The 20082-nt window shown below is 69.1% G+C and carries 17 protein-coding genes and 3 pseudogenes; 9 read left to right on the top strand and 11 right to left on the bottom strand.

The features are described from left to right. Positions 1 to 13: 13 nt before the first annotated feature. Positions 14 to 699: pseudogene (locus tag FU658_RS02710) on the bottom strand (VIT1/CCC1 transporter family protein). A 124-nt stretch (positions 700 to 823) separates the two neighbouring features. Here FU658_RS02710 and FU658_RS02705 point away from each other — a divergent pair. The 3 genes from FU658_RS02705 (at position 824) to FU658_RS02695 (ending at position 4108) form a co-directional block, all read left to right on the top strand. Beyond that, a complete protein-coding gene (locus FU658_RS02705) occupies positions 824 to 2692 on the top strand; it encodes an ArnT family glycosyltransferase (RefSeq protein ID WP_147890659.1) in 1869 nt (622 codons plus the stop codon). A 73-nt stretch (positions 2693 to 2765) separates the two neighbouring features. Then, positions 2766 to 3215 (top strand): CopD family protein, encoded by a 450-nt coding sequence (locus FU658_RS02700; protein ID WP_147890658.1) that lies wholly within the window; start codon positions 2766 to 2768, stop codon positions 3213 to 3215. A gap of 29 nt (positions 3216 to 3244) precedes the next feature. Beyond that, positions 3245 to 4108 (top strand): bile acid:sodium symporter family protein, encoded by an 864-nt coding sequence (locus FU658_RS02695; protein WP_147890657.1) that lies wholly within the window; start codon positions 3245 to 3247, stop codon positions 4106 to 4108. Positions 4109 to 4117: 9 nt separating this feature from the next. Here the strand turns inward: FU658_RS02695 and FU658_RS02690 are convergent, their stop codons facing one another. After that, on the bottom strand, positions 4118 to 4606 hold the full coding sequence (locus FU658_RS02690) for an NUDIX hydrolase (RefSeq protein WP_147890656.1): 489 nt from the start codon (positions 4604 to 4606) through the stop codon (positions 4118 to 4120). A gap of 165 nt (positions 4607 to 4771) precedes the next feature. Here FU658_RS02690 and FU658_RS02685 point away from each other — a divergent pair, with 165 nt between their 5' ends. Further along, positions 4772 to 6052 carry a dicarboxylate/amino acid:cation symporter gene (locus tag FU658_RS02685; RefSeq protein ID WP_147890655.1) on the top strand — a complete coding sequence of 427 codons (1281 nt, stop codon included), beginning with the start codon at positions 4772 to 4774 and terminating at the stop codon, positions 6050 to 6052. A 9-nt stretch (positions 6053 to 6061) separates the two neighbouring features. On the opposite strand, the gene FU658_RS02680 is transcribed toward FU658_RS02685, so the two are convergent. Continuing rightward, positions 6062 to 9148, bottom strand: a complete 3087-nt coding sequence (locus FU658_RS02680; protein WP_147890654.1) for a ligand-binding sensor domain-containing diguanylate cyclase — start codon at positions 9146 to 9148, stop codon at positions 6062 to 6064. Between the two features lie 193 nt (positions 9149 to 9341). Between FU658_RS02680 and FU658_RS02675 the strand changes: the two are divergent. Next, a pseudogene (locus tag FU658_RS02675) lies at positions 9342 to 10450 on the top strand (S-(hydroxymethyl)glutathione dehydrogenase/class III alcohol dehydrogenase). Further along, on the top strand, positions 10450 to 11295 hold the full coding sequence (gene fghA, locus FU658_RS02670; protein ID WP_147890653.1) for an S-formylglutathione hydrolase: 846 nt from the start codon (positions 10450 to 10452) through the stop codon (positions 11293 to 11295). Before FU658_RS02675 ends, fghA begins: the two are co-directional and overlap by 1 nt. 26 nt (positions 11296 to 11321) lie before the next feature. On the opposite strand, the gene FU658_RS02665 is transcribed toward fghA, so the two are convergent. The 7 genes and pseudogenes from FU658_RS02665 to FU658_RS02635 form a co-directional block, all read right to left on the bottom strand. Continuing rightward, on the bottom strand, positions 11322 to 11771 hold the full coding sequence (locus tag FU658_RS02665) for a hypothetical protein (RefSeq protein WP_147890652.1): 450 nt from the start codon (positions 11769 to 11771) through the stop codon (positions 11322 to 11324). Positions 11772 to 11863: 92 nt separating this feature from the next. After that, the gene (locus tag FU658_RS02660; protein ID WP_147890651.1) at positions 11864 to 12889 is read right to left on the bottom strand and encodes a zinc-binding dehydrogenase; all 1026 of its coding nucleotides are present in this window, start codon (positions 12887 to 12889) and stop codon (positions 11864 to 11866) included. Then, a complete protein-coding gene (locus FU658_RS02655) occupies positions 12858 to 14240 on the bottom strand; it encodes a DEAD/DEAH box helicase (protein ID WP_147890650.1) in 1383 nt (460 codons plus the stop codon). Before FU658_RS02655 ends, FU658_RS02660 begins: the two co-directional genes overlap by 32 nt. 322 nt (positions 14241 to 14562) lie before the next feature. After that, entirely contained in the window at positions 14563 to 15039 is a 477-nt protein-coding gene (locus FU658_RS02650; RefSeq protein ID WP_147890649.1) for a hypothetical protein, read from the bottom strand. A gap of 262 nt (positions 15040 to 15301) precedes the next feature. Beyond that, a complete protein-coding gene (locus FU658_RS02645; RefSeq protein WP_147890648.1) occupies positions 15302 to 16096 on the bottom strand; it encodes a universal stress protein in 795 nt (264 codons plus the stop codon). Positions 16097 to 16139: 43 nt separating this feature from the next. Then, positions 16140 to 16226, bottom strand: a pseudogene (locus tag FU658_RS15895) (hypothetical protein); the annotation flags it as partial. 33 nt (positions 16227 to 16259) lie between these two features. Then, a complete protein-coding gene (locus FU658_RS02635; protein WP_147890647.1) occupies positions 16260 to 17147 on the bottom strand; it encodes a universal stress protein in 888 nt (295 codons plus the stop codon). Positions 17148 to 17271: 124 nt separating this feature from the next. Here FU658_RS02635 and FU658_RS02630 point away from each other — a divergent pair, with 124 nt between their 5' ends. Continuing rightward, a complete protein-coding gene (locus FU658_RS02630) occupies positions 17272 to 17676 on the top strand; it encodes a YbaN family protein (RefSeq protein ID WP_147890646.1) in 405 nt (134 codons plus the stop codon). Here the strand turns inward: FU658_RS02630 and FU658_RS02625 are convergent. After that, a complete protein-coding gene (locus tag FU658_RS02625) occupies positions 17673 to 18188 on the bottom strand; it encodes a C40 family peptidase (protein ID WP_187265868.1) in 516 nt (171 codons plus the stop codon). The two genes, FU658_RS02630 and FU658_RS02625, sit on opposite strands and share 4 nt — an antisense overlap. A 67-nt stretch (positions 18189 to 18255) precedes the next feature. On the opposite strand from FU658_RS02625, the gene FU658_RS02620 reads away from it, so the two are divergent. Together FU658_RS02620 and FU658_RS02615 are read left to right on the top strand one after the other, a co-directional pair. Further along, positions 18256 to 18735 (top strand): FKBP-type peptidyl-prolyl cis-trans isomerase, encoded by a 480-nt coding sequence (locus FU658_RS02620; protein WP_147890645.1) that lies wholly within the window; start codon positions 18256 to 18258, stop codon positions 18733 to 18735. Positions 18736 to 18792: 57 nt separating this feature from the next. Continuing rightward, complete coding sequence (locus tag FU658_RS02615; RefSeq protein ID WP_147890644.1) at positions 18793 to 20082, top strand: DUF418 domain-containing protein; 1290 nt, start codon at positions 18793 to 18795, stop codon at positions 20080 to 20082.

Genomic DNA, 20082 nt, shown 5'->3' with positions numbered 1-20082 from the left:
ACCTCGGCAAGCCTCAGCCCATGGCGCCGAACAGCCCGCCGGCGAAGTGCGTCACCGTCATCGCCAGGGCGCCCCAGAACGCCACGCGCGCCGAGCCGTGCCACGCCGGCGCACCGCCGATGCGTGCCGCAAGTGCTCCCATGCCGCCGAGCGCGGCGATGCACGCGCCGAACAGCCCCCAGGGCAGCATCGTTGCCGGAGCGAAGACGAGGAGGGCCAGCGGGAAGCCGGCACCGAGCGAGAAGGCGATCGCCGACGCGACCGCGGCCTGCAGCGGCCGCGCGCGCTGCAGGCGGTGCAGGCCGAGTTCGTCCCGGGCGTGCGCCTCCAGCGCGTCGTGCCGGGTCAGTGCCTCGGCGGCCTGGCGGGCCAGTGCCGGCGGCAGCCCCCGCTGCACCTGAAGCTGGGTCAGTTCCTCGAGCTCGAGTTCCGGTTCGGCATCGAGGGCGCGTTGCTCGCGCTCCAGGTCGGCGCGCTCGCTGTCGGCCTGTGAGCTCACCGACACGTATTCACCGGCCGCCATCGACAACGCACCGGCCACCAGCCGGCGAACCCGGCCACGACGGCGGCGTCGTGGCCGGTCGCCGCCGCCACGCCCAGGATCAGGCTGGCGGTGGAGATCATCCCGTCGTTGGCGCCCAGTACCGCGGCGCGCAGCCATCCCAGCCGGTTGACGTGGTGGTGTTCGCGCGAGGGCATGGGCTGGCCTGGTGCAGCGCCGCGATGGCGGCCTTGATGCAAGGGTAGCGCCGATGCCCATGTACAGGTGGGTGTGCGCGTGGGCATGGGCTAAAGTGCGCCTTGCCCTTCGACCCGTCCCGCCATGCCCCCGACGCCCGACCGCCCGCGCACCGTCTTCCTTATGCTGTGGGGCTTGCTGTTGTTGCTCAAGCTGGTGGTGGTGCTGCGCTTGCCGCTGTTCGGCGACGAGGCGTTCTATTGGTGGGAGTCGACTGCGCTGGACTGGGCCTACGCCGAGATCCCGGCCGGCACGCCGTGGCTGATCTGGCTGGGCACGCTGGTGGGCGGGGATACGTTGCTGGGGGTGCGCTGGCCGTTCCTGGTGATGGGCGCGGCGATGCCGTGGCTGGTATGGCGCATCGCGCGACGCTGGTTCGGCGACACGGTGGCGTGGCAGGCGGGAACGCTGGCGCTGGCGATGCCGTTGCTGGCGACGATGGGCGCGTTGGCGCTCCCGGACGTGCCGCTGACGTTCGCGACACTGGTCTGCCTGGATGCGGGCGCGATGCTGCTTGGGCGGGTATCCCGGCGTGGATTCGCCTGGCTGGCCTTCGGTCTGGTGCTGGGGGCGCTGGCGCACTATCGATTCCCTGCGGTCATCGCGGCGGGATTCGTCGGCCTGATGCTCGAGCCCCGTGGCCGTGCGCTGTTGCGCGAGCCGGGCCTGTGGCTGGCACTGCTGGCCGGCGCGCTGGCCTGGTTGCCGCTGCTTTGGTGGAACATGGAGCATGCCCACGCGGGATTGAGCTTCCAGCTGGTGGACCGGCATCCGTGGCGGCCGCAGCTCAAGGGGGCGCTGCTGCCGCTGGTGCAGTTCGTGTTCGTGACCCCGCTGCTGTTGGTGCTGCTGCTGGGAACGCTGGTGCACGCGTGGCGGCGATGGCGCGCAGGCGATGATGCGATGCCCTGGGGCTATGTGCTGGGGACCGCCGCGGTGCCGCTGCTCGGGCTGGCGGTGCTGGGGGTGTTCGCCGATACCCAGCGCGTCAGCTTTCACTGGATGCTGCCGGGCTACCTGCCGTTGCTGGCAGTGGCGCCAGTGCTGATGGCCGGCTGGCGGAAGGTCTGGCGCGTGCTGCTCCATGTACTCGCCGCGGGCGGCGTCCTGCTGGCCCTGGGTTACCTGGTGGTGGCGCAGTCGCCGGCACTGCGCGAGCGCGCGGTGGCCGGCGCGCTGCCTTACCCGACCAACTTCGCCGGCTGGGATGAGATCGGAGTGCACGTGCGCGGGCGCCTGGCGGAGTTGCCGCCCGATACCCGGGTGGTGGCCGACAATTTCATGCTGGCCGCGCAGCTGGCCTTCGCACTGGACCGCCACGACGTGGGGGTGCTCGACCACCCGCTCAACCACAAGCACGGCCGTGCGATGCAGCTGGATGTGTGGGATGCGATCACCACGCCTCGCGATGCCACTCGCCCGACACTGCTGGTCCTGGCCGAGGACGCGACACCGCCACGCGAGGCACTGGGCTGGCACCGTGAGATTTGCATGCTTGCCGGAGGGCTGCCACCGGCCGAGGTCTTCAGTGTGGATCGTGGCCGTTTGCGCTTCCTGCTCTTTCCGATCATGGGCGGCGAGCCTCCGCGCGTGGCGGCCGAGGACTGCGCCCTGCCGGCACTGCTCGATGTGTACGCGCCGCGCGATGGCGAGCACGTGGGGTCGACCTTCGAGCTGCGTGGCTGGGCGTTCAAGGACGGTGCGGGAATCGCGCGCATCGAGGTCCTGCTCGATGGCGACGTGGTCGGGGACGCCCACTACGGCCTCGAAGCGGGGCACGTGGGGACGTTCTGGCAGAACTCGCTCGACCCCGCGCACCCGTACGTCGACTTCGCGCACACGTTGCAGCTGCCGCCGGGCCAGGGCGGTTGGCACTGGCTGGGCCTGCGCGTGCATGGGCGCGACGGCAGCGTGGAGGACCAGCGCCAGTGGCGCATCCACGTCCGCGAATGAGCCGTCGCGCCAGCGCCATTCACCCGGCACGGGCGGCGTGGCATGCTGCGGCGACCGCCCATGGAGTCAAACCGTGATCTATCTCTGGACCAAGACCTTCCACCTGCTGTTCGTGATCGCCTGGATGGCGGCGGTGTTCTACCTGCCGCGGATCCTGGTGAACCTGTCGGAATCACGTGGCGAGGCTGCGGTGCAGCAGCGGCTGGTGCTCATGGGACGGCGGCTGTACGGCTTTGGACACGTGATGTTCGGACTCGTTTTCGTGCTCGGAGCGCTGTTGTGGTTCGGCTTCCGGGTGATGCCGGCGGTGTATCCGCCGGTGACGGCCGGCAGCGGCTGGATGCATGTGAAGTTCCTGCTGGTGCTGCTGCTGCTGGGTTTCTTCATCTGGAGCGGGAAACTGCTCAAGCGCGCTGCCGCCGGGGGTGCGCTCCCCTCGGCCAAGGCGCTGCGCTGGTTCAACGAGCTGCCGATCCTGCTGGCGCTGGGCGCGATCTTCCTGGTCGTCGGCAAGCCGTTCTGACCCCGTTTCCGCGCGAGGCCTGAGCCAGGATGGAGCAGAACCCGCTGATCTCGATCGGCCTGCCGATCGCACTGATCATCATCATGGCCGGCATCGGCCTGAGCCTGCGGCCACGCGATTTCCTCCAGGTGGCCCACCGTCCGCGCGGCCTGGTATGGGGCAGCGTGGCGCAACTGGTGCTGATGCCGGCGGCGGCGTTCGCGCTGGCCTGGGCGCTGTCGTTGCCGCCGCTGGTGGCGGTCGGCCTGGTCATCCTGGCCGCGTGCCCGGGTGGCACGTCCTCGAACCTGATCACCTACCTGGCGCGGGGACACCTGGCCCTGTCGATCTCGCTGACGGTCACCGCCAGCCTGGTGACCATCGTGAGCTTGCCCTTGTTGACCAACCTGGCCCTGCGTGGCTTCGTCGGCGAGGGCCAGCAAGTCGAGCTTCCCGTGCTGCGCACGGTGGCGATGCTGGCGGTGATCACCGTGATCCCGGTGGCGGTCGGCATGCTGGTGCGCTGGCGTTCGCCCGGGGTGGCAGCGCGTGCGGAGCGCGCGGTGGGACTGTTCGGGGCCATGGTGCTGGCCGCGCTGATCGTTGCGATCGCGGTGCGGATCGGAGACAGGCTGCCGGAGTTGTTGCTGCAGGCCGGGCCGGCCTGCGTGGCACTCAACCTGCTCGGCATCGGCCTGGGCTTGTTCGCCACGCGCGGGCTTGGGCTGTCGCCGGTCGACGCACTGACCGTGGCCGTCGAACTGGGGATCAAGAACGGCACGCTGGGCCTGCTGGTGGCGATGACGCTGCTGGATTCGCCGGAGATGGGCGTGCCGTCGGCCGTGTACGGACTCTTGATGTACTTCTTCGGCGTCGGCCTCATCTGGCTGGGGCGGCGACGCTTCGCAGCCTGATGCGCAGGCTCAACAGCGATTGACCGACCACGACACCAGCTGCCCGTCGCGGTAGGGCATGACGCCGTGGAAAGGCCGCGGATCGGCGTCGAAGACCAGGGGCAGGAAATGCCGGTCGCCCTCCCACAAGGGCAGGTCCCCGAGCCGGTCGATGCGCTCCCAGGACAGCTCGCCCTCGGGGTTGGTTGCATGCGGCTCGCCCTCGAATGCGGTGACCAGGAACACGAACCCGAACCAGTCCTCGCCGCCCTTGCCGAAGCCGGGCCAGCTGATGGTGCCGCGCAACTGCAGTTGCGTGCAGTCGATGCCCGCTTCCTCTTGGATCTCGCGGCGCATGCCGGCGACGATGTCCTCGTCGGGCTCGAGCTTGCCGCCCAGGCCGTTGTACTTGCCCAGGTGCTGGTCGCCGGGGCGGGCGTTGCGGTGGACCATCAGCACGCGGCCGCGGTCGGGGCTCAGTACGTAGCCGAGCGTGGCGAGGATCGGGGTGTAGGGCATGGGCGTGGCGCGTGCCTTCGGGAACCGCGTCAGGATAGCCGGAGCCGGCCGCACGGTGCTGGTGGTGCCGGGCGTGCCGCGCTTGGAACACAGTGTCGCGTCGGCTCCGCTTCCCCGGCGCGGGCGAGTGGTTACCCTGCGTGATTGAAACTCGGATGGTCGATCATGACTTGGGTCCAGGCTTGGCTTCGCATCCCGTTCTGGAAGCGGGTCATGGGCGCGTTCGTGCTGGGCGCGTTGGTGGGCTGGCTGTGGGGCGAGCCCGCGGCCACCTGGCTGCAACCGCTGGGCGACCTCTACATCACGCTGATCCGCATGATCGCAACGCCGCTGGTGTTCTTCGCGGTCATCAATGCGGTGGCCAGCCTGCACGGGCAGAAGTCGATCGCGCGCCTGGGTGGGCGCACCTTCGGATGGTTCGCGTTGACCGCGGTGCTGGCGGTGCTGGTGGGCCTGGGCGTGGCCTGGGTGACGAATCCGGGCGCGGGGGTCGGTGAGTTGCCCATCGCCGAGGACTACGTGGTGCGCGAGGTGCCCACGCCTGTCGAGGTGGTGCTGGACGTGGTGCCGGCGAATCCGTTCATGGCTCTGGCCGAGGGCCGCATCCTGCAGGTGATCTTCTTCGCCGGGCTGCTGGGGTTCGCGCTGGTGAAGCTGGGCGAGCGCACCGCGGGGTTGCGTCGGCTGGCCGGCGAGGCCAGCGATGTGATGATCCAGGTGACCCGCTTCGTGCTGGAATTCACGCCCCTGGGAACGTTCGGGCTGATCGCGGCCCTGGTGGGCAGCTATGGGTTCGAGCGCCTGTTGCCGCTGGGGAACTTCGTGTTCGCGCTCTACCTGGCCTGTGCCCTGCACATCGTCTTCGTCTACGGCGGGTTGCTGCTTGCGCACGGACTCAATCCGCTGAAGTTCCTCCGTGGCGCCGCACCGGGCATGCAGGTGGCTTTCGTGAGCTCGTCGAGCTTCGCCTCGATGCCGGTGGCGCTGCGCAGCGTGACCCACAACCTCGGCGTGGACCGCGACTACGCGGCGTTCGCCGTGCCCCTGGGTGCCAGCATCAAGATGGACGGTTGCGGCGCGATCTACCCGGCACTCGCAGCGGTGTTCATCGCGCAGTACTACGGCATCGACCTGAGCTTCGCCCAGTACGCCGCCATCATGATGGCGTCGGTCCTGGGCAGTTTCGGCACCGCCGGCGTGCCGGGAACCGCCGTGGTCATGGCGACGGTGGTGCTGTCGGCGGCGGGGGTGCCGCTGGAGGGGCTGGGCCTGCTGCTGGCGATCGACCGGGTGCTGGACATGATGCGTACGATGACCAACGTGACCGGGCAGATGCTGGTGCCGGTGCTGGTGGCGCGCGAGGAAGGATTGCTGGACCTGGAGACCTACCAGGCGGCCTCGAGCAACGTGGGGATCGAGTCGGACGACGCCCGGCCGGTGGCCTAGGACGCTCGCTCAGTCCGACGTGGCGTGGGCCCGCGGGCTGCGCACCAGGCGCAGGCTGCCATCCTCCACCAGCGCCGCGGGATCCTGCGCCAGCATCCGTGCCAGATGGTCCTCGTCCGCGTCGGCTGCCGGCTCGAACGTCGCCCAGTCGTTTCGATTGTCACGCTTGACCTCGTAAAGTGCGCGATCGGCCAGGTCCACCAGGCCTTCCCACTCCACTGGCCCGGTCTTGCCGCCCTGCAGCGGAAAACGCGTGAAGCCGATCGAGCAGGTGACGGGGAGCGAGGTGCCGTTGCCCAGGTGGAACGGCTCGTCGGCGACGGCGCGGCGCAGGCGCTCGATGAGGCGCGGGGCCTGCTCGTGCGGCATCGGACGCATCACCAGCAGGAACTCCTCGCCGCCCCAGCGCACCACGTAGTCCCCATGGCGGACCTGCGCCAGCAGCCGGGCCGAGAACTCGCAAAGCACCTCGTCGCCGGCGAGGTGGCCGTGGCGGTCGTTGATCGCCTTGAAGTGATCGATGTCGATGATCGCCAGCACCATCGCCTGTCCATCGGCTGCGGTCGTACCGCGCTCGCGGGCATAGAAGGCGAGGTCGTGCGGCAACTGTTCACGGAGATAGCGACGGTTGTGCAGCCCGGTGAGTGCGTCGGTGAGGCTGGCGGTCGCCAGCCGCGCGTTGGCGGCCTCCAGGTCGGCGGTGCGCACGTCGATCAAGCGCTCCAGTTCGCGTTGTCGCTGCCGCAGCAGCCGGTTGCGCACCCGCGACACGCCTCCGCCCAGACCCGCGCCCGCGAGGATGATCAAGGCATAGAACCAGAAGGTTTCATGGAAGCGTGGCCGGACGGCGAACCCGACCCAGGCGGTCTCGTCGCTCCACCGGCCGGAATTGTTGGCCGCACTGACTTCGAACAGATATTCGCCGGGCGGCAGGTTGGTGTAGGACACGCTGCGCCGGGAGAGGTCCTCCAAGGTGTGCCAGGCGTCGTCGTAGCCGGCCAGGCGGTAGCGGATCTCGACGCTGTCGGGCTGTTGCAGGCTGGTGGTGGTGAACTCGATCGATACGTCCCGGTTGCGACCGGGCAGCTGGCCCAGCGTCTCGCCCGAAGCCACGCGCAGGACCTCTCCGCCGTGCGAAATCCGTTCCACCACGGCCTGGGGTGGCACCTCGTTGTGGTGCACGTCCTCGGCCGCGATCGACACCAGGCCATCGCGTGAAGGCAGCCACAGGCGGTCCTCGTGCATGAAGCCCTTGGCCAGGCCGGCGCCGTTGCAGCAATACCCCTTCTGTCCACCGCGGTAGATGCCGCGTTCGTTCATCAGCATTTCCGAAGCCAGCCCCCGGCTCGGATCTTCGCGGAAACGGCGCAGGTCCGAGGCCTGGAAGCGGTAGATGCCGCGGATTCCGGCCACCCAGATCCAACCGTGGGAGTCCTCCGCCATGAAGAACGCGGCATTGTCGGGGAGGTCGCCCGCCTGGCTGATCTCAAGCCAGCTGAGCCCGTCGAAGTGGAAGAGCCGCTCCGAGATGGTGCCCAGCAACAGGCCGCCGTCGTCCAGTCGTGCCACGGCGGTGATGTCGAGATTGGCGGGGAGGCCCTGGTCGGTGCCTTCGTCTTGGCCGACGCCGTCACGAAAGCGCACCAGGCCGGACTGCGTGCCCAGCAGCAGCCCTTCGGGGCCTTCGTCGACGATGATGCGCACACGCGGATCGCCCAGGCCGTCGGCGGCCCCGAACCGTGTCAGCGCGTCGCCGTCGAAGCTGAACAGCCCGCCGGTCGTGGCGATCCACAGGGGGCCTGCGCCGCTGCGCAGGAAGGCGTTGATCTGCAGGCCCTGCAACTCGCGAAAGGCGCGCGGAGTGGACAGGGCGTCCCCCTCCATGAGCACGGCGCCACCTCGCGTGCCGATCCAGGTGCGCTCACCTTCCGCCAGCAACGTGTAGACGTGCGGATGGGGCAGGTCCGAACCGGCCAGAACGGGTGTGATGCGGCCCTCCCGCATGACGCTCAGGCCGTCGCTGCTGCCCATCAGGATGCGACCATCCGCTGCGCGCGTCACCGACCACAGCACCGGGTCATGCAGTCCCTCGGGCTGGCTGTAGCGGTAGGTCCAGCCGTCCCACAGCCTGAAGAGACCCTGCGATTGGCTGCCCAGCCAGAGGTTGCCTTCGGTATCCTCGAACAGCGAACGCACGTTGGCGGGCACATTCGGATGGCCCGGGCCCGCCAGCTCGACCTGCTCGCCGTCGCGAAGGCGTACGAGATGGTCGATCGTCGACACCCAGAGGCTTCCGTCGCGGTCCTCGAGCAGGTCGCCCACGGGCTGTCGGAACACGGCATCGGCCGGGGCGTGGGGTACGAGGTTGCCCGCTTCCAGCCGGAACAGGCCACGCGCGGTGCCGGCCCAGAACCGCCCATCGGAGTCGCGCAGCAGGCGGGTGACCGCTGCTCCCGAGGCCGCGTCCGGCAGCGGCATCCACGTGGCGAACGCGCCGTGGTGTCGCCAGATGCCACCCGCGACACCGACCCAGAGCGCGTCTTCCTCGCGCAACACCGCGTGGCTGGGCTCGGCTTGCGTGCCGTGAATGCGCTGGAGCTCGCCGTCGCGGACTTCCAGGGTGCCCAGCGAAGTGGCCGCTTCCACGGTATCGCCATGGGGCGTGAGCGAAAGCACGTCGACTACGGGGTGGCTTCCTTCGCCCATCTCCGCGGACAGGGGCACGGCCCTCAGTCGCCCCTGCTCCCAGACCGAAAGGCCCTTGTAGGTTCCGACCCAGATGCGCCCGTCGGCGGTGGCCGCAAGGGCCTGCACCATGGCGCCCTGCAGCTCGGGGTGGTCCTGGAGCACGTAGGGAGTGAACCGGTTGCCGTCGAACCGGGCCAGGCCCGCCTGGGTCCCGACCCACAGGTAGCCCTGCGCGTCCTGGGTGATCGCGCTGACGGTGATCTGCGGCAGGCCGCGCTCGATCGACCAACCGTCGTTGACGTACTGGTGCAGCCGCTTGCTTGGGTCCAGGGCGTGCGCGGGCGCGGCCAGCACCAGGACGGCGCACACCGCGACCCACGACCAACCCGGGCGCAGGCCTTCGCTCACGAACGCATCCGTTCGAGGGTGTCTTGGAAGCTCAAATTCGCACCGGATCTACTGCGTGGACCCCGATCTTCTCAGGATGCCGCGCACGAAGGTGAGACACACGGCGCACAACCGCGCACAGCCTCGTGCACCCCGCCCCGACGCATGGGGACGATACACTCGGGCTCACCCGACCAATCCCGAGGACCCCATCGTGAAAGTTCGAGCTGCAGTCGCATTCAAGGCCGGCGCGCCCCTGAGCATCGAGACGGTGGACCTGGAGGGCCCGCGGCAGGGCGAGGTGCTGGTCGAGATCAAGGCCACCGGCATCTGCCACACCGACGAGTTCACCCGCTCGGGTGCGACCCCGAGGGCCTGTTCCCGGCCATCCTCGGGCACGAGGGCGCTGGCGTGGTGGTCGACGTGGGGCCGGGAGTGGGCTCCCTGAAGAAGGGCGACCACGTCATCCCGCTCTACACGCCCGAATGCCGGGGTTGCGAGTACTGCCTCAATCCCAAGACCAACCTCTGCCAGGCCATCCGCGGCACCCAGGGGCAGGGATTGATGCCCGACGGCAGCAGCCGTTTCTCGCTCGATGGCGAGAGGATCCACCATTACATGGGCACCTCCACGTTCGCCAACTACACGGTGGTTCCGGAGATCGCGCTGGCGAAGATCCGCGAGGACGCGCCGTTCGACAAGGTCTGCTACATCGGCTGTGGCGTCACCACCGGCATCGGTGCGGTCATCTACACCGCCAAGGTCGAGGTCGGCTCGAAGGTTGTCGTGTTCGGCCTCGGGGGGATCGGTCTCAACGTGATCCAGGGCGCGCGACTGGCCGGCGCCGACATGATCGTCGGCGTCGACCTCAACCCGTCCAAGAAGGCGCTGGCCGAGAAGTTCGGCATGACCCATTTCGTGAATCCCAGCGAGGTCGAAGGCGACCTGGTGCCTTACCTGGTCGACCTCACCAGGGGCGGTGCCGACTACACCTTCGAGTGCATCGGCAACACCAAGGTGATGCGCCAGGCCCTGGAGTGCGCGCACAAGGGCTGGGGCACCAGCGTGATCATCGGCGTGGCCGGTGCCGGGCAGGAGATCTCCACGCGACCGTTCCAGCTGGTGACCGGGCGCAACTGGCGCGGCTCGGCCTTCGGTGGCGCGCGCGGCCGCACCGACGTGCCGAAGATCGTGGACTGGTACATGGAGGGCAAGATCGACATCGACTCGCTGATCACCCACACGCTGACGCTCGACCAGATCAACGAGGGCTTCGACCTGATGCACCGCGGCGAGTCGATCCGGTCGGTGGTGGTGTACTGATGGCTTCTTTCGAGACGATCTCGGAACAGCGCTGCTTCGGCGGCGTGCAGGGCTTCTACCGCATGGCTTCGGGCGAGTGCGGCCTGCCGATGCGTTTCGCCGCCTACCAGCCGCCGCAGGCCGCTAACGGTCCGGTGCCGGTGCTGTACTTCCTTGCTGGCCTCACCTGTACCGAGGAGACGTTCGTCATCAAGGCGGGTGCGCAGCGCATGGCGGCCGAGTTGGGCCTGATGCTCGTGTGCCCGGACACGTCGCCACGCGATACCGGTATCGAGGGGGCGGCCGACGACTGGGAGTTCGGCGAGGGCGCGGGCTTCTACGTCGACGCGGACCAGCCGCCGTTCTCGCGCCACTTCCGGATGTACAGCCATGTGGCGGCGGAGCTTCCGGCGTTGGTGGAGGAATCGTTTCCCGCAGCCGAGGGGCGAGCGGGCATCTTCGGACACTCGATGGGCGGGCACGGCGCACTGGTGGTGGGCCTGCGCAACCCGAAGCGCTTCCGCTCGATCTCGGCCTTCGCGCCGATCGTGGCGCCCAGCCGCGTGCCCTGGGGCATGAAGGCGTTCCCCCGCTACCTGGGGCCGCAGCGCGAAGCCTGGCTCGCCTACGATGCGTGCGAACTGGTGCGGCGCGAGGCGGTCGATTCGACCATCCTCGTCGACCAGGGCGAGCAGGACCAGTTCCTGGCCCGGCAGTTGCGGCCCGAGCTTTTCGAGGAGGCCTGCGCGAACGCGGGCCAGTCCCTGGTGCTGCGTCGCCATGCCGGCTACGACCACAGCTACTATTTCATCCAGAGTTTCGTCGAAGACCACCTGCGCCATCACGCCGGCATCCTCCATGCCTGAGGAGGGGCCGGCGTGCCGGCGGCGCGTCAGTCGACGCGGGGCGGTTCGATCAGCCGTTCGATCGCCAGCGGCAGGTAGCGGCGGGCGTACAGGGCTTCCCGACTGCGCAACAGCGCCTCGACCTTCTCGCCGTCCTCTTCCTCGGGGGTGTAGACGAACAGGAATGCGGCGCCCCGGCGGGCGTGCTCCAGGTCGAGTTCGATGAAGCGGGTCTCGGTGCCGACCACATCGGCGATGCGGGTCTTGACCTTGTCCAGCCAGCTCTTGTCGTGGTCGGTTTCAAGCTCGTTGACCATGAACTGGCCATCGACCGCACGCACGTCCTCGGCCGGGTAGCCGGCGGCACGGGCGGCATCGGCGGCGGCATCCGCGGCAGCGCGGTCGGCGAATGCCGCCACCGTGTAGTGCTCGGGATAGAAGACGCCGTAGGAAGTGTCGCTTTCCTTGAAGAAGTCCCAGCGCTTGTTGTCGCTCATTTCGGCTCCTTTGCCCGGGGGCATGTCATCGATTGCAGATCCAACCCTAACGTGGCCTGGGCAAGCCTTTCGTGAATGGACGGCCGACCGGCCTAGGGCAGCAGCGCAAGCTTGCCCAGCGTTTGCCCGGATTCGATGCGTCGGTGCGCCTGCGCGACGTCCTCCAGGGGATAGGATTCCACCGGCAACGGACGCAGCGCACCGGACTCGAAACGGGTCAGCAGCCAGTCCATGCCCTCGCGGAGCTCCAGGGCATGCGACTGCAGGAAGCTGAGGTTGGCGGCGACCACGCTCTTGTTGGACTGGGTCATGTCCATCGGGTTGAAGCGGGGCGTGCGCAGCCAGTCCCAGGCCAGCCGCAGCCAGTTCACGCGCCCGCTGCGTGGCAGCATCGAGTGGAAACCGTAGACCGCCAGCACACCGGTCGGAGCCAGGTGTGCATAGCTCTGCCCGAGCGTGCCGACCCCGTTGGCGTCGAATATCGCCTGGTAGCCGCCGGGGGCCAGTTCGCGGGCGCAGGTCCAGAGGTCCTGCGAAGACTTGTCGATGACGCTGGCACCCAGCGAGCGGCAGTAGTCCACCTTGTGGCTGGCGCCGACGACGCCGACCACCTCGCACCCGGCGAGGCGGCCGAGTTGCACGAGCGCCGAGCCCACGCCACCGGCCGCGGAGTGGACCAGCCAGCGATCGCCCGGGCGTGCATGGACCTGGCGATGGGCCATGAACCAGGCGGTCAGGAAGACGGTGGGCAGGGTGGCGGCCTGGGCGGCGTCGAGCGCGGCCGGGCAGACGAACACCCCAGTGCGGCCGACCACCAGGTGGCTGGTGTAGCCATTGAACAGCGAAAGGGCCAGCACGCGCTGGCCCAGCTCGAGATCGTCCACACCGGGGCCCAGGGCCAGCACGCGGCCGGCCACTTCGAAGCCCGGTGTGATCGGATAGCCGTGCAACTGGCGGGCCGATGCGTAAAGGCCCATGCGGATTATCGCATCGGCGTAGTTCACGCCGCAGGCCTCCACGGCGACCAGCACCTCGCCCGGCCCCGGCACGGGGTCGGGGCGGGAGAGGACCTTCAGGGCCCGGTGGTCACCGGGCGCATCGACCACCACGCAGCGCATGCGGGCTTGATAGCACGCCGGCTGCGCGGGTGTCGCCGGTCAACCGCGCTGGCGGGTCCGCTGCGGGAGCGTCACGCGTGCCGTGCTTCTTCGGGCCGGCGTGCGGCTGCGCACCGGCATTGCGTGCCGGGTGGCCGCGGCGGGCGTGCTTGGTCGGCGCCCGGTTGCCGGCCGGTCGGACATTGTCCGGACGGTCGTTGCCCATGCGCAGCGTGCGCTTGGGGGTGAAGCCCGGGACTTCCTCGACGTCGACGTTCTTGCCCAGCAGGCGCTGGATCGCGCGCAGCAGGCTGACCTCGGCATCGGCCACCAACGACAGGGCCAGGCCCTCGGCGCCGGCGCGGCCGGTGCGACCGATGCGGTGGACGTAGTCCTCGGCCACCATCGGCAGGTCGAAGTTGATGACCACCGGCAGCTGGTCGATGTCCAGGCCGCGTGCGGCGATGTCGGTGGCCACGAGTACCGTGGCGCGACCGGTCTTGAAGTCCTTCAGGGCGCGCGTCCGGGCGCCCTGGGTCTTGTTGCCATGGATCGCGACGGCATTGATGCCCGCGTCCGCGATCTGCTTGGTCAGGCGGTCGGCGCCATGCTTGGTGCGGCTGAACACCAGCGTCTGGCGGCGTGTGTCCACCGACAGCAGGTGGATCAGCAGGTCGCGCTTGCGCTCGGCGTCCACCGGGTGCACGCGGTGCGTGACGGTGGAGGCGATCGTGTTGTTCGGCGCCACCTGCACTTCACGCGGGTTGCGCATGAACTGCTGGGCCAGGTCCTTGATGCGAGCTTCGAAGGTGGCCGAGAACAGCATCGTCTGGCGCTGCTTGGGCAAGGTGCCGAGGATGCGGCGGATGGCGGGCAGGAAGCCCATGTCCAGCATCCGGTCGGCTTCGTCGAGCACGAGTACCTCGACACCCGAGAGGTCGACGCTGCGGCGGTCGAGATGGTCGATCAGGCGGCCGGGCGTGGCCACCACGACGTCGACGCCACGGCGCAGCTGGTCGAGCTGTGGACCCATGCCCGCACCGCCGAAGATGGCGGTGGCGTGGATGGACAGGTGGCGGGCATAGGCGCGCAGGTTCTCGTGCACCTGCAGGGCCAGCTCACGGGTCGGGGCAAGCACCAGCGCACGCGGGCGGCGTGGGCCACGGGCAGGCGTCTGGGCGGCGAGCCGCTGCAGCAGGGGAAGGGCGAACGCGGCGGTCTTGCCGGTGCCGGTCTGGGCGCCGGCCAGCAGGTCGCCGCCGTCGAGCGCGAGCGGAATCGCCTGCAGCTGGATCGGGGTGGGCGTGGTGTAGCCCTGGTCGGCGAGCGCACGCAACAAGGCGGGCGAAAGCCCGAGGGATTCGAAAGACATGGTGGAGCTCCTGAGCGGTGGTCCCCGGAGCGTTCCTTAATGAACCGCGCTGCCGGCATCCTGGTTTGGCGGACGACCACCCTTGTGGTGGTTGGGTCCGGTCGGGAGCGACAGCCACGTGCGGCGTTCAGCCGGTGGGCGGGGGACCGCTTCCGTTGCATTCGCAGGGGAGGGTCGCGCCGTCGGGTCGAAGCTAAGGAGTTCGGACGGCTGGAGCTCTGGATCGCGGTGGATGCTACGCGATCGCGGAGCCCGGCGCCATCGAAAGATGCACAGACGATGGCGCCGGTTCAGATCAAGGGTCTTGATCAACGCGGTCCGATCAACGGAACGGGATCGTCCGCGCCAGGACCGAGGCCTCGCCGATGACGAGACCTTCCTCGAAGGCCTCGACCTCGAAGACGGCGTTGAGCAGGTCGGCGGCCGCGGCCGTCAGGGTGAGGCCGACGCCCGGCAGCGGCAGCTGGCCAAGGCGCGACGGGCGCAGCGGCAGCGTCAGGCCGGCGGGCAGCTCGAGGTCGAACAGGGGCGCACGGAACAGGAGGTCGTTGTTGGCCTTTACCAGGCCGGTCAGGACCGGAGATTCGCCCGTGGTGTCGATGATGAAGGTGCTCAGCGTGACGGTCAGGTCGCCTGCGGTGAGCGTGATGCCGCCGGTGTGGACGATCTCGCCGGCAGCGGTCTCGAGGTCGATCTCGCCGGCCGGAATCGGGAAGCCGACGCCGCAGCACCAGCGCGGGCGTCCCGGCCAGGCCCAGCTCGACGCCGAGGGAGGCAAGTGCGCCAGTGAAGCCGGCATCGAGTTCGACAGTGGTGGTGCCGCCGTAGGTGCCGACGGTGGGGGCGGCTTGGACTGCGCCAGCGAGGCCGAGGCCGAACGCGCAGGCGGAAGCGAGAAGCAATTGGCGAGCAGTGGTCATGGTCGGGCGCTCCATCTGTTCGGAAGGGGATATGGACGTCGCCACAGGGGTCGTGGCCGACGGTCCAAGTACACGCCCGGACGGGTGATTACCGCGTATAGCTCCCATTCATGTCCCGTTGACATGTCCTTGTTTTCACCTTCATCCAGCGGCATCCGTGTCTTCGCCGCGCACTACCAGCACATCGCACTCGACCTGGCCCAGGAGCCAGCCGCTGACGCTGCCCAGCATCAGGCGCTCCAGGCCACCCCGGCCATGGGCGCCCATCGCGAGCAGGTCCGCCCCGCATTCGCGGATGTAGTCGGGCAACACCTCGCTGGCCACGCCGTCCCGGATCGCGCCGGTGGCACGAAGCCCCATGGCATCCAGGCGGGAAAGCTCCTGCTCCAGCGATCGCGAGGCCTGGCCGGAGGCATGGCGTGAGTGGCGTTCGCGATCGGTGGCCGGTGCGCCGGAATAGGCCGCCAGGTGTTCGTAGAGGTCCTCGTGCACGTGGACCAGCAAGCGCTCGGCCGACCCGGCGAAGCGGCCCACGGCATCGGCCGCGGCGAGCGCCGGCCCCGAGAAGTCGGTGGCGATGACGGCGCGACGGTAGTCGTGGCTGCACGGCGTGCGCACCACGAGCACCGGCACGTGCACGCTGCGCAACATCCGCTCGGCGGTCGAGCCGAGCAGCCTGCCCAGTTTGAAGCCCTGCCCCCTGGAGCCCACCACCACCAGCTGGGCACCGATGGCGTCGGCCACGCCGACCAGCCCACGGTGGGTGGCGCCGCTGCTGACGTGGGGTTTGGGACGGTCGCCATGGGCCGCTTCGACCCGGTCTGCTTCGGCTTCGAGGGCCTCGTAGGCGGCGTCGATGATCGCGTTGGCGTCGATCCAGGCGCCGCCCCCCGGGGTCGCCCCAGGCGGGAATGACCGTGGGCAGAAGCGCGGCATGCGCGATATGCAGGTCTGCGCCGAGGTCGTGCGCCAGTCGCGCCGCGCGATCGACGGCCAGCCTGGAACCGTCGGAAAAGTCGGTGACGACCAGGATCGTCTCGACGGTTGGGGTGTCGGCTGCGCTCATCGGCATGCTCCCTGCGGGATTCCGGTTCGGGGGTCAGGAGGAGGTGTGCGGCACCACGAGTACGTCGCATTCGGCCTCGGCGACCGCATGCGCACTGGTGCTGCCCAGCATCCAGCGTTCCAGGGCCGGATGCGGTTCCGAGCCCAGGCAAAGCAGGTCGGCTCCGACCTCGTGCACCAGGACCGGGAGTTCCTCGCTGGCACGGCCGTCGCGGACGATGATCCCTGCGCCATCGTGGCCCATGCGGGCGGCGAGCGTTCCCAGGCGGTCTCGCGTCGCCTCGCGCGCTTCCTGCAGTTTCGTCGCCCGGGTCAGCTCGTCCAGGCCCAGGGCGGGCTCGATACGGCTCCGGGGCGCATCGAGCGCGCTGAAGAAGACCGTGTTTGCGCCCGGGGCGAGGGCCAGGCCCTCGGTGACGGCCGCATCGGCACCCTCGGAGAAGTCGGTCGCGAAGACAACCTTGCGGTAGTCGTTCTCGGCCCGGTTGCGTACCACCAGTACCGGGACGTGCGATGAGCGCAACACGGCCTGGGTGGAGGAGCCGAGCAGGCGCCGGGCCACCGCGCCGGCACCGGTGGCGCCGAGGACGATCATCCGTGCATGCGTCTTGGCGGCGTGGGCGGTGAGGACGGCTGCCACCGAACCCCGCAGCTGGGTCGTGGCGACCTCGATGCCGTATTCGGCGGAGAGTCGCTTGGCGAGGTCCTGCAGCCGCTCCCGACTGCGACGCGCAAGGACTTCATCGTCGTCGTCGCGCAGCGACTCGCTCCACCACGCCGTCGAGCCGAGCCCATGGAGCACGTGGACGATCTCCAGCCGTGCCTTGTGCTGGGCGGCGAGGAGGGCGGCCCTCCGGACTGCGGAATCCCCGCGGGCGGAGAAGTCGGTGGCGGCAAGCAGGGTCCTTGGCGACGTCGTCATGCGCGTGCTCCTCGGTCGGGCGATGTGTCGAGCATGTCCGTTCGAACGGCCCGGTGGCCTGATCTGGGTCAAATCATGGCATGACGGGACTTGGTTTTCCGGGGGGGCGGCCTAGACTGCGTGCATGTCCCGCGGTCTTTCCCCTAATCCGTTGGTGCGCCTGGCCTGGCTGCTCGCCGCATGGCTGGCGCTGGGCCTGGCGGTGGTCGGCGTGGTGTTGCCGGGCCTGCCCACGGTGCCCTTCGTGCTGCTGGCCTCGTGGTGCGCGATGCGTGGCTCGCCGCGGTTGCACGGCTGGCTCGCGGCCCATCCCCGGTTCGGGCCGATGATCACCGAGTGGGAGCGAAACGGCGCGGTGTCACGACGCGCCAAGCGAATCGCCGTGGCGATGATGCTCCTGGCCTCCGGCGTGATGTGGTTTTCGCCGGCACCCTTCCTGGCGTGGGTGCTGGCCAGCGCGACCATGCTGGTGGTCGGGACGTGGTTGTGGCGGCGACCGGAACCGGGTGGCCGGCTGGCCGACGCCTAGCGCAGCACCCGTCGCGCCTGCAGGTAGGTGTCGCGCCAATAGTGGCCGTCCAGTGCGTCAAGGCGCACCGTGCCCCCGGTACTGGGGGCGTGCACGAACCGGCCCTCGCCGACGTAGATGCCGGCGTGATTGACCCGGTTGCGTTGGCCGAAGAAGACCAGGTCGCCGGGCTGGAGCTGTTGCCGGGCGACACTGGGGCGGTCCATCTCGGCCAGTTGTCGCGTGGTGCGTGGCAGTGCCATGCCGGCGGCGTCCTGGAAGACGAAGCCGATGAGGCCGCTGCAGTCGAAGCCTCCCGCAGGCGTGTTGCCCCCATAGCGGTACGGCGTGCCGACCAGTCCGATGGCCCGCATCAGCACGTCGTTGGCCATGGCCGGCGGAGGCGGCGGAACACTGCTGCGGCGCTCCGGGCCGGAGCAGGCCAGCAGCATCGCCAGCAGCAGCGCAAGGAGAAGTCGCGGCCAGCGCGCTGGCGCGCACGGGCACGGGTCGGGATAATGCAGGGTCCTCATGTCTCCGGGATATTGCCCGAACCGGCCCCCGGCTGCATCCCGATTCCGTTGAAAGCGAGCTGCGTTGATGAAGATCGAGAACAATTGCGTCGTGCGATTCCACTATTCGGTGGCCGAGCCGGGCCAGGCCCCCACCGAGTCGTCCTTCGACCGCGAGCCGATGGCCGTGCTGGTGGGCAAGCAGCAGGTGATCGCCGGGCTGGAGGAAGCGATGATGGACCGCGAGGCGGGCGATCGCTTCCAGGTGACCGTCGAGCCCGACAAGGCCTATGGCGAGCGTCGCGAGGGGCAGGTGCAGCGACTGCCGAAGAAGTACTTCGGCGACCGGCGCATGGCGCCTGGCGACCAGGTGGTGCTGCAGACGAAGTTCGGCCCGCGGGCGGTGACCGTCATGAAGGTCGGGATGTCGGTGGTCGATGTCGACCTCAACCATCCGATGGCGGGCAAGACGCTGGAGTTCGACGTCGAGATCGTGCAGGTGCGCGAGGCTTCGAAGGAAGAACTCGAGCACGGCCACGCCCACGGCGAGGGTGGCGTGGAGCACTGACGCTCAGCCGACCGGCCATCGTGCGCCGGCGGTGATCGTTCATCGGGGAGGATGGGCATGGACCGGATCGGGGTTTCGGGTGCCGTGGCACCGGTGGCGGCGGCCGAGCGCCTGGAGGCGCTCGATGTGCTGCGTGGATTCGCCCTGCTGGGCATCCTGCTGATGAACATCGAGGCCTTCGTCGCCCCCCTGATGGACGCGTTGACGGGAATCGACCCGTCCTTGAGCGGGGCCGACCTCTGGGCCGATGCGGCGATATTCATCCTCGTGCAGGGCAAGTTCTACGCCCTGTTCTCGCTGCTGTTCGGCATGGGCTTCGCCATCATGCTCGATCGCGCCGCCCGTTCGGGCAGTGCGGGCACGGTGCTTTACCTGCGCCGCCTGCTGGTGCTGCTCGGCATCGGCGCGGTGCACGCGCTGCTGGTGTGGTCGGGCGACATCCTGCTGGTCTACGCGACGATGGGCCTGGTCATGCTGGCGTTCTTCCGTTCCACGCCGGCCGCGCGGCTGCGCTGGTGGGGCCTGGGCATCTTCCTGGTGCCGATCGTCATCACCTGGTTGTTCGCGCTGTCGGTGGAGGCGGCACGCCACGACCCCGAGGCGGCCGAGGCGATGTCCCGGTCGCTCGCCGCGCAGTCGCAACAGTTCCAGGCGCTGGTCGAACTCCAGCGCGAGGCCTACGGGCCCGGTGGCAGCTACGTGGCGTCGGTCGAGGCGAATGTCGCGACGGTGGCGATGATGTTCGCCGGCTACCTGCCCATTTTCGGTCCCACGATCCTCGGCCTGTTCCTGATCGGTGCGTGGTTCATCCGTTCCGGAGCGATCGCCGATGCGGATGCGAACCCCGCCCTGTTCCGCAACCTGGCCATGCTGGGCGGATTCATCGGGCTGCCACTGGTCGTGCTGGGGGCCTGGCTGATGCCGACCATGGATCCGGGGCGCATGGACTTCGTCGTGGCGGCAGCGTCCACCGCCAACCTGCTGGGCAGCCTGCTGATGGCGTTGGGATACCTCGCCGGCGTGGTCTTGCTGCTGCAGGTGGGGCGCTGGGCCCCGTGGCTCGCCGTGCTGGCCCCGGCGGGTCGGATGGCGCTGACCAACTACCTGATCCAGTCGGTCGTATGCACACTGGTGTTCTATGGCTACGGACTGGGATTCTACGAGCAGTTGCCGCGCGCGTGGCAGGTGCCGTTCGTGCTGGCACTTTTCTGCGCGCAGGTGGTGTTGAGCCACTGGTGGCTGGCGCGATTCCGTTTTGGTCCGGCGGAATGGATGTGGCGGTCCCTGACCTATCTCCGGCTGCAGCCGATGCGCCTGGACCGGGTTGCCGGGCATACAGCGCCGTGA

Source organism: Alkalisalibacterium limincola (genome assembly GCF_008017755.1).
GTDB lineage: Bacteria > Pseudomonadota > Gammaproteobacteria > Xanthomonadales > Xanthomonadaceae > Alkalisalibacterium > Alkalisalibacterium limincola.
This window is presented reverse-complemented; position numbering and strand designations above follow the sequence as displayed.

What these genes read in the sequence shown, in the direction of transcription:
- FU658_RS02635 (WP_147890647.1), bottom strand. Translation starts at nt 17,147, where the DNA reads ATGACGACGTCGCCAAGGACCCTGCTTGCCGCCACCGACTTCTCCGCC.
- FU658_RS02690 (WP_147890656.1), bottom strand. Translation starts at nt 4,606, where the DNA reads ATGCCCTACACCCCGATCCTCGCCACGCTCGGCTACGTACTGAGCCCC.
- FU658_RS02655 (WP_147890650.1), bottom strand. Translation starts at nt 14,240, where the DNA reads ATGTCTTTCGAATCCCTCGGGCTTTCGCCCGCCTTGTTGCGTGCGCTC.
- fghA (WP_147890653.1), top strand. Translation starts at nt 10,450, where the DNA reads ATGGCTTCTTTCGAGACGATCTCGGAACAGCGCTGCTTCGGCGGCGTG.
- FU658_RS02650 (WP_147890649.1), bottom strand. Translation starts at nt 15,039, where the DNA reads ATGCCGGCTTCACTGGCGCACTTGCCTCCCTCGGCGTCGAGCTGGGCC.
- FU658_RS02685 (WP_147890655.1), top strand. Translation starts at nt 4,772, where the DNA reads ATGACTTGGGTCCAGGCTTGGCTTCGCATCCCGTTCTGGAAGCGGGTC.
- FU658_RS02625 (WP_187265868.1), bottom strand. Translation starts at nt 18,188, where the DNA reads ATGAGGACCCTGCATTATCCCGACCCGTGCCCGTGCGCGCCAGCGCGC.
- FU658_RS02665 (WP_147890652.1), bottom strand. Translation starts at nt 11,771, where the DNA reads ATGAGCGACAACAAGCGCTGGGACTTCTTCAAGGAAAGCGACACTTCC.
- FU658_RS02620 (WP_147890645.1), top strand. Translation starts at nt 18,256, where the DNA reads ATGAAGATCGAGAACAATTGCGTCGTGCGATTCCACTATTCGGTGGCC.
- FU658_RS02615 (WP_147890644.1), top strand. Translation starts at nt 18,793, where the DNA reads ATGGACCGGATCGGGGTTTCGGGTGCCGTGGCACCGGTGGCGGCGGCC.
- FU658_RS02660 (WP_147890651.1), bottom strand. Translation starts at nt 12,889, where the DNA reads ATGCGCTGCGTGGTGGTCGATGCGCCCGGTGACCACCGGGCCCTGAAG.
- FU658_RS02645 (WP_147890648.1), bottom strand. Translation starts at nt 16,096, where the DNA reads ATGCCGCGCTTCTGCCCACGGTCATTCCCGCCTGGGGCGACCCCGGGG.
- FU658_RS02705 (WP_147890659.1), top strand. Translation starts at nt 824, where the DNA reads ATGCCCCCGACGCCCGACCGCCCGCGCACCGTCTTCCTTATGCTGTGG.
- FU658_RS02630 (WP_147890646.1), top strand. Translation starts at nt 17,272, where the DNA reads ATGTCCCGCGGTCTTTCCCCTAATCCGTTGGTGCGCCTGGCCTGGCTG.
- FU658_RS02695 (WP_147890657.1), top strand. Translation starts at nt 3,245, where the DNA reads ATGGAGCAGAACCCGCTGATCTCGATCGGCCTGCCGATCGCACTGATC.